Raw genomic sequence first — 15,560 nt, forward strand, 5'->3', positions numbered from 1 at the left:
GTCAGGAGACCTTTGGCGTGTGGGCGATGCGCGGATCCAGCGCGGGGTACAGCAGGTCAACGATCAGGTTGACCACGACGAAAGCAGCTGCCGAGACCGCAACGATGGCCAGCACCACCGGAATGTCCTGGCGCAGCACGGCCTCCTGGGCAAGACGACCGACCCCGGAGCGGGCGAAAATGGTTTCCACCAGCACGGCACCGGACACGGTGTTGCCCACTTGCAGACCGATCAGCGTCAACAGCGGCAAGGCAGCGTTCTTGAACGCATGGCGGGCCTGAACCTGGGCGCGAGTGAGGCCCTTGGCGTAGGCGGTAATGATGTATGGCTCTTTCCAGACGCCCTGAAAGCCGCGTTGTAAAACCTGCGCGTACACTGCAGCACTGGGGATCGCCAGTGTGACAGCGGGCAATATCAAGCTGGAAAAGCCCTGATTGCCGGTCGCTGGAAACCAGCCAAGGCTGAATGCGAACAGCTGAATAAACAACAGGCCCATCCAGAATACCGGTACTGAGAAGCCCAGCGACGGCAGCCGGGACAAGGCGACCTTCAACGGCTGCCAGCGCACGTAGGCGGTGAGGTAAGCCAGCCCGACGCCACCGATCAGCGACAGAACAATGGCCAGCCCCGCCAGGCTCAGGGTTTGCGGCAAACGTTCGACCAGCAGTTCCGAAACCGGACGATTGAGTGTCAGCGAATTGCCGAAGTCCCCCTGAACAGCGCCCCACAGCAGGTCGACATATTGCTCGAAGACGCCTCGGTCCAGCCCGTAATAGAGCTTGGCTTGAGCCAGGTCCTGCGCGGACAGGGAGTCGATTTCGACACCTGAGGCGCTGAGCATGATCGACAAGGTATCGCCGGGCAGCAGATACAGAATGAAGTAGGTGATGCTGTAGGCACCCCAGAGTACCAGCAGCGCCTGGGCGATCCGGCTGAGGATATAACGGCTCATGGCGCTGCGATCTCGATATCGTTGAACAGCGCAAAGCCTTCCGCCGTCCAGTGGAAGTTACGCACGTTTTTCGCCGTGGCGGCTTGCCAGACCCGCTCGTAGACCGGGAATGCCGAACCTTCATCGATCAGCAGGTCCTGCAGGTCGCCATAGGCTTTTGCGCGTTGTTCGCTGCGCGTGGCGGTCAGCCCGGCGTCAAACAGTTCCAGGGCTTTGGGCAGCGTTTGCGGTGCGTAAAGGTTGGTCGCCAATGTCGAACTGTTGGCGCTACGCGGGTCGATGATGGTCTGCAGGATGATCGGGTCGGCGCGGGTCATGTAGGTGGACGTCAGGTCATAATTGCCTGCCGCATTGGCAGCTGCCCATTCGGCGGTGGTCACCACGTTGAGCTTGAGCTCGATACCCACTTTGCGCAGCTGATCCTGAATCAGCACATCACCAGCGGTTTCAGCGGGGGACAGGTTGTAGGCCAGCTTCAGTCGTTTGCCGTCCTTGTACCGATAGCCGTCGGCGTTCTTCTGCCAGCCGGCTTCGTCGAGTAAACGCTCTGCACCCTGAGGGTCATAGGCCAGTCTGTCGGCCTGATTCTTGTAAAACGGCGTGGTGACGTCGTAGATACCCGACACCGCCGGAAATTGCGGGTTGTAGACAGTGGCGGCGTAGGTCTTGCGGTCGATGGCTTTTTGTAGCGCCAGACGCACATTGCGGTCAGCGAGGATGCGATTGCCGCGCGTGTTGGGGTACATATTCAGGGCCGGCCCTGGCAGCGAGCGGCTCTGGATAGTCGCGCCCCTGGATTTGAACAGGTTCAGGTCCACTTCGGAAAACGGGTTGCGTGGCCAGAGGATGTCCACCTGGCCCTGAACGAACTGGCCGTTGCGCACGCTCTCTTCCGGAACGTAACTGACCTCGACCGCATCCAGATGCGCCTCGCCCCTGTTCTGCGCATTGGCCGATGGCCATGCATAGCCCTTGCGTTTGATCAGGCGCAAACCGCTTTCAGGGGTGTAGCGCTCCAGCACGAATGGCCCGGTGCCGATGATTGCACCCAGCGAGCGTTCCTTGACGCTGAGTGTGTAGGACTCCGGGGCAAGAATGGCGAGGTTGGTGGTTGAGGTGGCTTGCAGAAAGCCCGCATTTGGCGTGGCCAGCACCAGTTTGACAGTGAAATCGTCGACGACTTCGGCGTGGTCGTAACCCTTCAGGTAGGTCGCGCCAAAGGTTGCAGGCAATTGCGCGGCAAACGCTTTATTGCTGTCGTAGGCGGTCTTCACGGCCTGTGCGTCGAAGCGCGTGCCATTGCTGAACGTCACATCCTTGCGCAAGTGGAAGGTGTACTCAAGCGCGTTTTCACTGACGTCCCAGCGTTCTGCAATCCAGGGAATGATAGTGCCGGTCTGTGGGTTCTGATCGGTCAGCGACTCGGCGACATTACGCAGCACCACGCGGTGCTCCAGCCAATACACCTGGAACGGATCAAGGCTGACCAGCGTGGTGTTGTCTCTGAAGAAAGCTACTTTAAGCGTCTTGCTTGCCTGGCCTTCTTGCCCAGAGGGCGAGCAGCCGAGCAGGGTGAGGGCAGTAATGACGGCGAATAACAGGCGTGCAAGAAGAGGGCGCACGGTCATCGCGCTGTCCTCCGATATACGAATCTGTAGGCGAAAGTCGAAGGTTGAGTGCGGTGCATGGAAAAGTCCTCTTCAAGTCGAGCGCAGCGATCCGGCTGGTTTTAAGACCGTATTCTTATGTAAGGAGGCTGTAAAAGTATTTTTTCTTATAAGCTAATATAGGTTTTTATGATTTATTTGATAGTTTATTATGCTTTATAGGTATTTTATGGCGCTTGGTTTATGTCTGCGGTGTAGGTTCGCAGCGATTCCAGAGAGAAGCGTGGTGGAACCTGTTCTTTCCTGATCGCCACACATTGCTGATTTTGCGGGTGAGTCAGCCCGCAGCATCAGGGCGCGCAGGCGAATCCAGCAGCGGAATTGTCGCTGAGTATCCTGATCACGCAGCCCATGCAGGTCTGATTGCAGTGGATGGTTTGCGAACCGGCTTGATGCCGGTTCGTTCGTTTACAAGGTGGCTCCCGCCGCGCCTGCCTTGCTCTTGAGCGCTGCTTCAAGGCGGTCAATGAACAGGCGCACCCTGTGAGGAACGCGCTGGCGTGTTGGCAGCACTGCCGTGACAGACAGCTGTTCGGGCATGGCATCTTCGAAGTCCACCTGCTGAAGGCTGCCTTCGTTGATTTCCTGTCGGACATCCCAATAGGTCAGCATGGCCAGTCCCATACCTTGTTTACATGCCGTGCGCACGGCCTCGACGCTGTTGGCAGAGAAGGGGCCCTGAGCGCGAATGGTGATGGGCTCGCCGTTTTTTGTGAACGACCACCAGGGCATTGCGTGCAAGGCAATGCACGGGTGGTGTCTGAGTTCCTCCAGTAGCGCTGGTTTGCCGTGCCTCGCCAGGTAGTCTGGGCTTGCACACACCACCCGTGGGTTGGGTGCCAGCGATCTGGCCACCAGAGCGGAGTCACGTATCGTGGCGATCCGAATGGCGACATCAATGCCCATCCCGACAATGTCCACGATGCTGTCCGACAACGTCAGGTCGATACTCAGGGCGGGATTCTCCTGCATCAATACCGGCAGTAGCGGCATGATCACGGTCTGACCAAACACGCTGGGCGCGGTGAGCCGCAACACGCCACTGGCTGTACCGGTATCGCCTTTCAGCGTGGCGCGGGCAGTTTCGCTGGCGTGCAGCATGGTTTTTGCGTGTGGCAGAAACACTTCGCCCTCTGGCGTCAGTGATACCGAGCGGGTTGTACGGTGAAACAGCCTGACCCCCAGGTCGTTTTCCAGCGCAGCCAGACGTCTGGAGATTGCCATCGGTGACAACCCGAGTCGACGCGCCGCTTCCGACAGGCTTCTGCTGGAAGCAATGGCTGCGAACACCTCTATATCAGATATTTGCACGGATTCTATCCATTTTCGTTAAAGCGCCTTATCTGAACGGCCGGGTTCCAATGGTCTTCGCCAGCCCTTACCGTTGCCGCAGGTTCTGTCCATGACTGCGGGCAATTCGCAGGCGATCTGCACAGTGAGGGTTTGAAGTATGAGCGAGATAAACAAACACGTTACAGCCCCGTTCGACATGGGTCATCTCAAACTTAAGAACAGGTTTGCGGTGGCACCCATGACACGCGTGAGCGCGGACGAGCAGGGCAGTGCAACGCAGAACATGACGCGCTATTACGAGCGGTTCGCCAAGGGTGGTTTTGGCCTGATCATCACCGAGGGCAACTATACAGATCGCAGTTCTTCCCAAGGCTACCGCTTCCAGCCCGGGCTCACCGATGACGAGCAGGCTCAGGCATGGCGTGCCACGACCAATGCTGTGCACCGGCATGGCAGTGTCATGATTGCGCAGCTCATGCACGCAGGCGCACTCAGCCAGGCCAATCGCTTCGTCAGCGAGTCGGCGGGCCCTTCGGCCATTCGTCCCAAGGGCGAACAGATGGCGTTCTATTACGGCGCGGGGAGCTACCGGATTCCGCGAGCCATGAGCGACAAGGATATCGCCGAGGCCATCGACGGGTTCGCCCGTGCCACGCAGCTGGCCTTAGGCACTGCGGGCTTTGACGGTGTCGAGATTCACGGCGCAAACGGTTATTTACTGGACCAGTTTCTGACCGATTACAGCAATCAGCGTACCGATCAATGGGGAGGTGATGTTGAGCAGCGCCTGCGCCTGACGCTCGATGTGATTGCCGAGGTGAAAAAAGTGGCCGGGCAAGCCCCGGTCGGTGTGCGCCTTTCACAAGGCAAGGTCAACGATTTTCAACATAAATGGGCGGGAGGCGAGCGCGATGCCGAGATCATTTTCGGTGCGCTGGCAGATGCCGGAGTCGATTACATTCATGTGACGGAACACGAGGCATGGCAACCTGCTTTTGCCCAGGGTGACGCCAGCCTGATCAAACTGGCCCGTCGCTACGCGCCCGATGTTGCGCTGATCGCCAATGGCGGCTTGCACGACCCGGAAAAAGCCGAGCAGGTGCTGCGCGAGGGCGCTGACATCATCGCCGTGGGCAAGGGCGCCCTGGCAAACCCGGACCTGCCGCGGCTGCTGCTCGAAGGCCGAGCAGCCCGCGACTTTGATCCTGCCCTCCTCGGGCCGATCGCCAACATCAAGGACAGCGAACTGGTCTGATTGCTTCTGATGAGTATCAGCGCTTGCTCAGCGTGCTTAATGCCAAGTCGATAGGCGTTGCGCCCTGGGTCAGTTCGATGATCTGCCGGGATATACCGGGTCGTTCGACCAGAGCAGCCAGGACGGCGGCTACGTCGTCGCGTGGTATTTCGCCATAAGCAATGGCCAGGCCTGCGCTGACCTTACCGCTGCCCTGGCTGTCGACCAGGGTGCCCGGTCTGAGAATCACCCAGTCCAGTTCTGAAGATGCCAGATACACATCGGCCTGTTTTTTAACCCGCATGTAATTCTCGAAACCGGCTGAAGTGTCTGTGCCGCGCGCAGCTTCAGGAAATGCCGACACCAGCAGGAAGCGATTTGCCTTGGCAAGCACCGCGGCTGCCACGGCGGTCTCAAGGCCCTTGCCATCAATGGCATTGGTCAGCTCGATGCCCGTGCCGCCGGCCCCGGCGGTGAAAACTACCACGTCGCTGCCTGCCATCAAACTCGCCAGTCGAGACGCATCCAGCTCGCTGAGGTTGCCGAGCAAGGGCAGGGCGCCGGTCTCTTTTATGGCCGCTGACTGCTCTTCCTTGCGGTGCAGTGCGAGCACTTCGTGACCGTTGTCGGCAAGGTTTTTTACAAGGCGTCGGCCGATCTTTCCGGCGGCACCGATGACGAAAACTTTTGACATGAGATCTTCCTCGCGCACGCTTGGCGGGCTTGAAATTTCGTGCTCTGAGACATCCTGAATAAGTATACCCATTGCAGAGCGTCAGTTGGTATACGGTTTTAGCCGAGCAGATAAAGCACTGGCGACTTTTTTACCGACCTTGATTGATGGCTTTTCAATCCACTTAAACATGACTGATGCCATAACGATACTGGCAGTGATCGACAGGATGAACACACCTGATTTCTCAGTGGGTGATGCATTTTTGGACATGAGTTGAGTCAAAAAAACCATCAGAGAGAAATGTACAAGATAGAGTGAGTAGGAAATATCACCGAGGAAAATCAACGTACGATTGCTACCTGCTTCAGAGCGATAACTGAGCATGATCACCGCCGTCATAATAGTCGCGGCTAGCCAGAATCCGCCGCTGATGCCATAGGCCTGCGGGCCGATAAAGCCGGCACTTATTGTTGCAAGCAAGAGCACCAGTCGCATGAATTTTCGTCCGAAAGGTGTTAGCAGGGGCAGTGTGTTCGCGAGAGTTAATTCGGCCAGCATCATGCCGAAGATGAATTCAAAAGCAATGGTGTTGCTAATCAGTTTAATCCAGGCCTGCCACCAGTGTATGACCACAATCGCTGGCGTTGACTGTGATGAGAAGTCAAACTGATCATTATAATAAAGTTGAAAGCCTACCGAAGACATGACAAAAACAAGGGCGCAGATATAGCTGCGGTAACGATAGCTGATGCTCATGGAAATAGTGAATATGAGGTAGAACATGATCTCGTATGACAGCGTCCAGGGTGGCCCCAATACGCTGAAACCAAAAGAGGGAGCCGGAAGACTGTAGTCCAACAGGCAAAAATAGAGGGTGCATGCCATCTGGTGAAGTGCTTTTTCTGGATAAACAAATAGATAGGAAAGCAGCCAGACGATAAAGAAAACCGGCCATATACGAAAGAGGCGTTTGACGATAAATGATATCGGTCTTTCAGTGGTCTGGTAAGTAATAAAAGTCATAATAAACCCACTGATGATAAAGAAAATATCCACGCCCAGTAGTCCAGGTATATGTTTTATCCAACCCTCCCCCAACAAAAAAACGTTATGGGACAGAACGACAAGTAGCGCGGCGAATCCACGCAAATACTGTAACGAAACTATTCTCATTGACTGTATTCCCATCATTGATCGGGAGGAACATCGAAGGCGGATTTGAAAACAGGAAATAGCTGCGAGTGGATCAAGGTATTGGAAATACCGATCACCCCATGGCTGGAAAACCCTGTCCATATTCCAGTAATAGATCTCTCTTTGACCATTGCAGGCGAGTTGCATCAAGCCACCTCGCTCATCGATCCGTCTACTGTCAGAAATGACAGTTACCGCGTTTTTTTGATCAGTGGTCGCGAGACACTCAGTAATCCATATCCTGCGCAATCGGGGGCACCGGCCGTGCTGAATGCCTCTACGAGGCCGACGGCTTCGTCACGAGCGATCTGGTGGTTACCGCGCAGGTTATTGACAAAAATAATTTGTGCTTATGAAAAATTTATATTGATTTATTTTAGGTTAGCGTGGCTTTAGTATGAAGCTACCTTGAAAAAGCCGTCGGGCAGGGATCGTATCGTCCGACCTCATAAGCCAATAAGAGCTGTAATCGGAGTCCTGATGAGTCTTTCTCCTTTCCATCTTGCAATCCCTGTTTACGACCTGGCCGCGACACGTGCCTTTTACGGCGAAGTGTTCGGTCTTTCCGAAGGACGCTCCAGCGCACAGTGGGTCGATTTCGACTTCTACGGCCACCAGTTGGTGATCCACGAGCACCCGAAAACCGCTTCTCAAGAAAGTGTTCACAGCAACCCGGTGGATGGTCACGACGTACCTGTTCCGCACTTCGGCATCATTCTGGAATGGGGCCAGTGGGAGGCCCTGGCGGAACGCTTGAAATCTTTCGGCACCGAGTTCGTCATCGAACCCTACATTCGATTCAAAGGGCAGGTGGGTGAACAGGCGACCATGTTCCTGTTCGATCCCTGTGGTAATGCCCTTGAGTTCAAGGCCTTCAAGGACATGAGCCAGCTCTTCGCAAAATGATAAAAGGCCTGGCGCGCAACATTGCGCCAGGCCTCTTGAGTGATCAGCAAGTCCTGAGTCAGTGCTTGTTCAGGGCCTGCTGGTTAATCAGTTCGACCAGCGCTTGCACAGGCTCGCTCAGGCTGCGACGAGCGCGATGTACCAGCCCGATATCACGATGAAACGTGTGTTGTTGCAAATCGATGGAACGCACACCAGCAGGCCAGTCCTGACTGCTCGCGGTTTCTGGGACCAGTGCGACACCCACGCCATTGGCCACCAGTTTGATGATCGCATCCAGTTCATCGAGCTCGCATACTTCACGCAGGGAGACATGGGTTTGTCGCAGGAACCGGTCAACCTGACGGCCGCCAAACGACGATCGGTCATAGCGGATGAATGGGTGAGCTGAAACCAGCTCCGACCAGTCATCCCCAAGCGTATCGGCAGGGACGATAAGGCGATAGGGTTCGCTCACCAATGTGGTCCATCGCAAGTCACTGTGCAGCGAGAAGGGTGGGCGAATGATTGCGGCCATGTCGATCTCGCCAGCGTCCACCTGATTGACCAGATCCATGGACAGCCCCGGGATGACACGCGTCCTGCACGCGGCGAATCGTTGGTGAAACTCGGCAAGCGCCTGCGGCAGAAATGAGCGCTGTACAGAGGCAATCGCGCCGATAGTCACCAATACGTTAGCGGGCAACCCCACCGTTGGAGTGCCCAGGGCGTTGAATTGGCGCACCAGGTCCTGCCCCTGTAACAGCACCTGTTGGCCCATTCGGTTGAGTTGGGCTGAGCGTCCTTTTCGGTCAAACAGCTCGACACCGAGTTCCGCCTCCAGACGTTGCATCTGCGCACTGACGGCGGCCTGGGTGAGTCCTATCTTGCTACCGGCAGCCGCAAAAGTCCCTTCTCTGGCCACGGCAATAAATGTTTTCAGTTCTTTGATCATGATCAAATAATAATTGTATTTTTACTGAAAATGCATTTATTAAATTTGTTATTGGCGGGTTGTCCCGCCCGTATGTGAGCGATCACGAATGGCGACAGCCATTGCGGACCGCTCACACTTATACCTACTCCATGGCCTCGGTCAAACCATGATCTTCGCCGAGAAATCCGCCGCTCTGGTGATGCCACAGCCGCGCATAGGTGCCGTTCTTGCCGAGCAGTTCGGCATGGGTGCCTTGCTCGATGATGCGACCGTCGTCCATGACAATGAGCCGGTCCATGGCTGCGATGGTAGACAGGCGATGGGCGATGGCGATCACGGTCTTGCCTTTCATCATTTCATCGAGGCTTTCCTGAATAGCCACTTCGACTTCCGAGTCCAGCGCGCTGGTGGCCTCGTCCAGCAGCAGGATCGGCGCGTTCTTGAGCATCACCCGGGCAATCGCGACACGTTGACGCTGACCGCCCGACAGCTTGATGCCACGCTCACCCACCAGGGTGTCGTAGCCGCTATTGCCCTGCTTGTCGCTCAGTTGGCTGATGAACCCATCGGCCTGGGCACTGGCCGCCGCGCTGTGGATTTGCGCATCAGTCGCGTCGGGACGGCCATAGGCGATGTTGTCGCGAATGGAACGGTGCAGCAGGGACGTGTCCTGAGTGACCATGCCGATGGCGCTACGCAGGCTGTCCTGGGTGACATGCGCAATATTTTGCCCGTCGATGCTGATCGCTCCTTCGTCCACGTCATAGAAGCGCAACAGCAGGTTGATGAGTGTGGACTTACCGGCGCCGGAGCGACCCACCAGGCCGATTTTTTCACCCGGCCGAATGCTCAGGTTCAGGGCATCGAGCACCTGACGTTCACCGTTGTAATTGAAACTCACATTATCAAAGGTTACCGCACCACCCGTGGTGACCAGGGCGGCTGCATCCGGCGCATCCTGAACCTTGGGGCCGCGGGTCAAGGTTTCCATACCGTCCTGTACAGTGCCAATGTTCTCGAACAGCGAGGTCATTTGCCACATGATCCAGTGCGACATGCCATTGACGCGCAACGCCATGGCGGTAATCGCCGCTACGGCACCGGTGCCAACCTGACCCTGGTGCCACAGCCACAGTGCATAACCACCTGCACCCATGATCAACGCGACCACCAATACCTGATTGACGATCTCGAACTGGCTGACCAGACGCATCTGGCGAAAGCCGGTGAGCTTGAAGTCCTCCATCGCAGCGCGTGCGAAGTGCGCCTCACGTTTGGAGTGGGAGAACAGCTTCACCGTGGTGATGTTGGTGTAGGCATCCGAGATACGCCCGGTCATCGATGAGCGCGCGTTAGCCTGCTCCTGTCCGACTTTGCCCAGGCGAGGCACGAAATACAGCATGGCCAGACCGAACAGGGCGATCCAGGCAATGAAAGGCAGCATCAGCTTCAGGTCGAAGCCGCCGGCCAATGCAATGATCGCGATGAAGTACACCCCGATTCCGGGTGCGATTTCGATGAGGGTGAACAGCACCTCACGCACCGACAGGGCCGTCTGCATCACCTTGGTGGTGACACGGCCAGAGAATTCATCGGAGAAAAAAGAAAGGCTTTGGCGCAACATCAACCGATGGAAATCCCAGCGCAGCCGCAATGGCAGGTTGATCGCCAATACCTGGTGCTGCACCATCGTACGCAACGCCACCAGCCCGATGCTGGTCAGCAATACCAGACCGATGCCCCACAGCACGCTACTTTCCTGCATGGCCGTCGCGTCGCCGGCCTTCCACGCCGACAGCAGGTCCACGACCTGTCCGAGGAAAGAAAACAGCCACGCTTCGTAAATCGATACGCCGGCACTCAATAGCGCAAGCGCCAGGATATAGCCACGAGCCCCCCGTGTGCAGGCCCAGAGAAACCGCACCAGACCGTCAGGAGGCGGCGGCACTTCGTCGGGCGGGAAGGGGTCGAGCCATTTTTCAAACGCGCGAAGCATGGTGGTCTCCGAAAGGATTTAGTGAAGATTCTGGCATTGGACGCCTATGCACAATGCGTCGAGGCATTACCAGGGAATGCAGAGGTTTCTGAGCTTACGGGTCATTGGTCGTCGGCAACACTACGCAGGCTATCCCACAGTCCCATCATTTGAGTGACTGCAGCATCCAGTGTGGCATATGGAACACCGTCGCGAGCCAGTGTAGACAAGCCCAGAAGAAAACTGTCGAACGCAGCAGCGAGGGTCTCCGGTATCACCGTCGCGGGCAGCTCCCCTGCGGCAACGGCGCGGTGGATGCAGGCAACGATACCCGCACGATTCAGGTTCCGGGCTTTTGCGAGCGGTTCGGAAATAGCCTTGCTCTCTTCCGTGCAAGCGCTCATCAGGCCTAACGCCACCAGGCATCCCTTGGGATGATCGGGCTCGCACTGCATTTTTGCGGACCGGCGAAGGGTAAGTTCAATCGCCTCCCTTGGCGGCAGAGTGTTGTCAAACAGGCTGTCGGTAACCCGACCGTGGGTGGCGAGGTAGCGCTCCATCACCTCATTGAACAGCGCCTGTTTCGAGCCAAAAGCGGCGTAAAAGCTTGGCGCGGTAATGCCTCCGCCTATGTTCGCCTTCAATTGGCTCAAGGATGTCGCATCGTATCCATGCTCCCAGAACAAATGCAGCGCCTGATTGATTGCCACGTCACGGTCAAACGTGCGCGGACGTCCCATCTTTGCCATGCCAGGTCTCCTTCAGAATCATTTAAATACTAGTCGATACGTAAGTCATTGACTACCTTGGATGTCCTGCCTATATTTGTATCGATCAGTATATTAGTGGAGAGATTCGAATGACGGCAGACGAGAAACAGAGCGAAAAACTTCCGCTCGGGGCATTGCTGGCTTTGGCGATGACAGGGTTCATTTGCATCGTGACCGAGACGTTGCCTGCGGGTTTGCTGCCCGAAATCGGCAGTGGCCTGGGAGTCTCGGCATCGTTTGCAGGGCAAATGGTGACTGTTTATGCGTTGGGCTCACTGCTGGCAGCCATTCCGCTGACCATCGCTACGCAGAGCTGGCGCCGCCGAACAGTCTTGTTGCTGACGATTGTCGGCTTCCTGATATTCAATTCCGTCACTGCGCTGTCTTCCAGCTACTGGCTGACCCTGATCGCGAGGTTTTTCGCTGGCGTCTCTGCGGGGCTGGCCTGGAGCCTTATCGCGGGTTACGCACGACGTATGGTCGTCCCGCAATTGCAGGGCCGCGCGCTGGCGGTCGCGATGGTAGGAACGCCCATCGCGTTGTCATTGGGCGTGCCTTTGGGAACCTGGCTGGGCGGGTTGATGGGCTGGCGCATGGCATTCGGGTTGATGTCCGGAATGACCCTGCTGTTGATCATCTGGGTGCTGATCAAAGTGCCGGATTACCCTGGCCAGTCCGCTTCACAGCGCATGGCATTGCGTCAGGTCTTTTTCACCCCTGGCGTACGCTCGGTACTGGGAGTGGTCTTCACCTGGATGCTGGCTCACAACATTCTTTACACCTACGTCGCGCCGTTTGTTTCCGAGGCCGGGTTGGCGAGTGACGTTGATTTGGTATTGCTGACATTTGGTGTCGCCGCGCTGGCAGGCATCTGGGTAACGGGACGGCTGGTTGATCGTCATTTACGCAAGACCGTGCTGGCCAGCCTCGCGAGCTTTGCGGCGGTTTCGGTGTTCCTGGGCCTGTTTTCTGGCTCGGCCCTGGCCATCTATGTAGGCGTATTTATCTGGGGCCTGACCTTTGGGGGGGCCGCCACGCTTCTGCAAACCGCGCTCGCCGACTCGGCAGGTGAGGGCGCTGATGTGGCGCTTTCGATGAATGTCGTTGTCTGGAACAGCGCTATTGCAGGCGGTGGGCTACTGGGCGGCGTGTTGCTTGGGCAGTGGGGCGTGAGCTCGTTTACGTGGGTCTTGTTTGCATTATTAGTGCTGAGCCTGGTTATTGCGCTGCGTGCGCGGGCTCATGGTTTTGCGAGAGGCGATCGGCTGATGGAGTAAACCGGTGCCAGTGGCTGGAGACAACCACTGGACTTGCTCTTCGCTCAACACATGGTCGTCGGCGAGGCGAGCGCCATGGCGTTATCGCATCGCCGGCCGATCGTCATTACGCAATGCTGTAAGCGTTGAATGCCTTGCCCTGTTGCAGGGCGGTGACGATGTTTTTACGGGTCACCGGCAGTTCGCTGCCTTCATTGTCGACGAAGGTTGTTTCCTGCAGTTCGGCGGTGTCGCCTTCGCCGACAAAGGTGAAACCAAGGAACTCGAGGGCTTCGCGGTCGACATTAAGGTTGGAACGCGGGGTGCGTAACGGCAGGCTGACACTCTGGCCATCCTTGCTGATGGTGTAGACCTCGGCTTCCTTGCGGGCACGCGTCGTCTTGCTCTTGGCGGTAGTGGGGTTGCTGATCGCCTGATGCGTCTGGTTCAGCACCTTGAGCGCCAGGCCGTAGACCAGTTCCTGAAATGCCGGGTCATTCTTGTAGCTGGACAGAATACGGCTGATCGGGAACTGCGTGCCAAGATCGGCCAGTGCTGCGCTGTCTGCCGCTTCTGCATCCTTGAGGCGTTTCAGTTGGCCCATCAGTTCGTAGGCTTTGTCGTCATCGTGCTCATCCTGCGCCAGACGAATGGCGGCACGCAGCTCACGGATTTCTTCGCTTTCCTTGGCGGTCTGGAACGCATCAAGCACCATCTCGCTGATGGTCTTGGCCTGCGGCACGTGCTGGGAAAGACCAATTGCGCTTTCGTATTCCAGCTTGGAGGAGGTCAGGGCTTCGTTGGTCTGGGAATCAGGCATTGAATTTCACTATTTCAGGTTTGAGGCATTTCAGGTTTGAGGCGCGAAAGGCTCAGGGCGTTTCGGGGGGCGTAATTTAGTGGAGCAACGCGAGGATGTCACGGACCATTAGCCAGGAGGTCCAGTCAGCACCTCGGCTTTGACCGAAGACAAGCAAGAAGTGAAGGCACTGGCCAGACCCGCTATGAGGGTACGAAAGATGCATGGAGCGTTCAAAAGTCAATTTGATGACGCACCCATGAAGCATGTTTATCGTCCCTCGGTCAGGCTCGCGCCTTCCATGCTCACCAAAGCACTGATTGGCTTTATTGCCCTGGTGTGTGTATCGCTGGTTTTGGCTACAGCCTGGCAGATGAACCAGTCCAGGCGTGAGCGTGTCGCTACCGCCACAATTACGGTTTCAAACATCGTTCTTGCTGCCGAGCAGCAAGCTCAGGATACGGTACGACAGGCTGATAATACGCTGCGTGATCTCGTGGAACGCGTGGAGCACGATGGTGTAGAAGGGCCTCAGCAAGCTCGGCTGGCGAAGCGAATGGCTCAGGACGTGTTGAACGTCAACGGCATTCAGGGGCTTTTTATCTACGATGCTCAAGGCAACTGGGTCGCCAACTCTTTTTCTCGAGGTATACAGTTAAAAAACAACAGCGACCGCGCGTACTTCGTCTATCACCGCGACAACGCCGACGAGTCCATCCACATCGGTTCCATCATTGAGAGCCGCAGCACGGGAGACAGGGTCATCCCGATCAGCCGACGTATCAATACTGCGGATGGCACATTTGCAGGTGTGGCTCTGGCGACTGTGCCCGTGGCCTATTTTCAATCATTCTTCAAACGTATGGATGTGGACGACAAGGGCGTTATTTTCCTCGCGCTGAACAATGGCGACCTGCTGGCTCGACGACCGACGCTGGCAGCATTGATGACCACCAATATCGCCAAAGGTGATCTTTTGACTCGCTATCTGCCATACAGCGACAGCGGCACCGCTGTGTTCAAGTCTGTAGTGGATGGCGTGGAAAGAATTTATGCCTATCGGCGGGTGTCCGGATTGCCCATCGTCGCCGCCGCTGGTGTGTCCTGCGAGTATGTATTCGCCCCTTGGTGGGCTTATGCATATCGATCCATGGCGCTGGTCGGCATGATCAGTTTGACCCTGGTTTTACTCGGCATCTTGTTATACAGGCAAATCCGACACCTGATCACTGCGGAAAATGAGTTGAGTGTCGCCAGAGCCGACCTCGAGATTATCGCCAGGACCGACAGTTTGACGCATCTGGCCAATCGGCGTTGTTTCGATGCTACCTTTCAACTGGAGTGGGAACGAGCTTCCAGAGATAACTCATCCATCGCCCTTATTTTGTTGGATATTGACTGGTTCAAACAATACAACGACTGCTACGGCCATCTGCGGGGCGACGACTGCCTAAGCCAGGTAGCGGGGCTTATCGGAAGCGGTATCAAGCGGCCTGGCGACCTGGCCGCACGATATGGCGGAGAAGAGTTTGTGATTCTGTTGCCTGGCACAGATTTAACAGGTGCTTTAAGCGTTGCCGAAGAGGTCAGGTTATCCATTGAAAACGCATTAATAGAGCACTCCGCCAGCCCGCTGGGCAACGTAACAATCAGCTCGGGCGTGGTGGCGATCAACGCACTCGAGACGGAGGGTTACACAGCGGCCCTGAGGGAAGCAGATCGACTTCTTTACTGCGCCAAAACCAGAGGTCGCAACTGCGTCGAGGGGCGGTCGATGGCCCATTCCACACGAAAGCAGTTCATAGGCCAGCCCGTTCTGGATTCAGGCCGCTGCTGAGTTGAGGTCTTGTAAAGTCATGACCGCTTTTTACCATCCAAAAGGTCTTTCGACGACGAGCTTAAAGTTTCCAGATTTGGGTCGA

13 protein-coding genes are annotated in these 15,560 nt (G+C 56.5%); 4 read left to right on the forward strand and 9 right to left on the reverse strand.

What is annotated here, in order from left to right; genetic code table 11:
- Nucleotide 1: 1 nt before the first annotated feature.
- The 3 genes from AO277_RS10260 to AO277_RS10270 all read right to left on the reverse strand — a co-directional run bounded on the left by AO277_RS10260 (nt 2) and on the right by AO277_RS10270 (nt 3,930).
- The gene (locus AO277_RS10260; protein ID WP_044317386.1) at nt 2–952 is read right to left on the reverse strand and encodes an ABC transporter permease; all 951 of its coding nucleotides are present in this window, start codon (nt 950–952) and stop codon (nt 2–4) included.
- Complete coding sequence (locus AO277_RS10265; RefSeq protein ID WP_044317385.1) at nt 949–2,580, reverse strand: ABC transporter substrate-binding protein; 1,632 nt, start codon at nt 2,578–2,580, stop codon at nt 949–951. The genes AO277_RS10260 and AO277_RS10265 overlap by 4 nt, the downstream gene beginning before the upstream one ends.
- 447 nt (nt 2,581–3,027) lie before the next feature.
- A complete protein-coding gene (locus tag AO277_RS10270; RefSeq protein ID WP_044317384.1) occupies nt 3,028–3,930 on the reverse strand; it encodes a LysR family transcriptional regulator in 903 nt (300 codons plus the stop codon).
- Nucleotides 3,931–4,069: 139 nt separating this feature from the next.
- Here AO277_RS10270 and AO277_RS10275 point away from each other — a divergent pair, with 139 nt between their 5' ends.
- Nucleotides 4,070–5,167 (forward strand): NADH:flavin oxidoreductase, encoded by a 1,098-nt coding sequence (locus AO277_RS10275; RefSeq protein WP_002553317.1) that lies wholly within the window; start codon nt 4,070–4,072, stop codon nt 5,165–5,167.
- A gap of 16 nt (nt 5,168–5,183) precedes the next feature.
- Here the strand turns inward: AO277_RS10275 and AO277_RS10280 are convergent, their stop codons facing one another.
- Nucleotides 5,184–5,840, reverse strand: coding sequence for an NAD(P)H-binding protein (locus AO277_RS10280; RefSeq protein WP_044317383.1), 657 nt, complete (start codon nt 5,838–5,840; stop codon nt 5,184–5,186).
- Between the two features lie 81 nt (nt 5,841–5,921).
- Nucleotides 5,922–6,995: an acyltransferase family protein gene (locus AO277_RS10285; protein WP_005734249.1), complete on the reverse strand. Its 1,074-nt coding sequence runs from the start codon at nt 6,993–6,995 to the stop codon at nt 5,922–5,924.
- A 501-nt stretch (nt 6,996–7,496) separates the two neighbouring features.
- On the opposite strand from AO277_RS10285, the gene AO277_RS10290 reads away from it, so the two are divergent.
- Nucleotides 7,497–7,922: a VOC family protein gene (locus tag AO277_RS10290; protein WP_002553320.1), complete on the forward strand. Its 426-nt coding sequence runs from the start codon at nt 7,497–7,499 to the stop codon at nt 7,920–7,922.
- Between the two features lie 58 nt (nt 7,923–7,980).
- Here the strand turns inward: AO277_RS10290 and AO277_RS10295 are convergent, their stop codons facing one another.
- The 3 genes from AO277_RS10295 to AO277_RS10305 form a co-directional block, all read right to left on the reverse strand.
- Nucleotides 7,981–8,856, reverse strand: a complete 876-nt coding sequence (locus tag AO277_RS10295) for a LysR family transcriptional regulator (protein WP_044317382.1) — start codon at nt 8,854–8,856, stop codon at nt 7,981–7,983.
- Nucleotides 8,857–8,980: 124 nt separating this feature from the next.
- On the reverse strand, nt 8,981–10,834 hold the full coding sequence (locus AO277_RS10300) for an ABC transporter ATP-binding protein (protein ID WP_044317381.1): 1,854 nt from the start codon (nt 10,832–10,834) through the stop codon (nt 8,981–8,983).
- A 101-nt stretch (nt 10,835–10,935) separates the two neighbouring features.
- Nucleotides 10,936–11,562 (reverse strand): TetR/AcrR family transcriptional regulator, encoded by a 627-nt coding sequence (locus tag AO277_RS10305; RefSeq protein WP_044317380.1) that lies wholly within the window; start codon nt 11,560–11,562, stop codon nt 10,936–10,938.
- 110 nt (nt 11,563–11,672) lie between these two features.
- Between AO277_RS10305 and AO277_RS10310 the strand changes: the two genes are divergently transcribed.
- Nucleotides 11,673–12,860, forward strand: coding sequence for an MFS transporter (locus tag AO277_RS10310; protein WP_044317379.1), 1,188 nt, complete (start codon nt 11,673–11,675; stop codon nt 12,858–12,860).
- Nucleotides 12,861–12,966: 106 nt separating this feature from the next.
- Here the strand turns inward: AO277_RS10310 and AO277_RS10315 are convergent, their stop codons facing one another.
- Nucleotides 12,967–13,659: a hypothetical protein gene (locus AO277_RS10315; RefSeq protein WP_044317378.1), complete on the reverse strand. Its 693-nt coding sequence runs from the start codon at nt 13,657–13,659 to the stop codon at nt 12,967–12,969.
- A gap of 238 nt (nt 13,660–13,897) precedes the next feature.
- Between AO277_RS10315 and AO277_RS10320 the strand changes: the two genes are divergently transcribed.
- Nucleotides 13,898–15,475: a sensor domain-containing diguanylate cyclase gene (locus AO277_RS10320; protein WP_044317413.1), complete on the forward strand. Its 1,578-nt coding sequence runs from the start codon at nt 13,898–13,900 to the stop codon at nt 15,473–15,475.
- Nucleotides 15,476–15,560 lie beyond the last annotated feature (85 nt).

Origin of the sequence: Pseudomonas amygdali, from assembly GCF_002699855.1 — a bacterium.
In the GTDB taxonomy this organism is placed as follows: Bacteria; Pseudomonadota; Gammaproteobacteria; order Pseudomonadales; family Pseudomonadaceae; genus Aquipseudomonas; species Aquipseudomonas amygdali.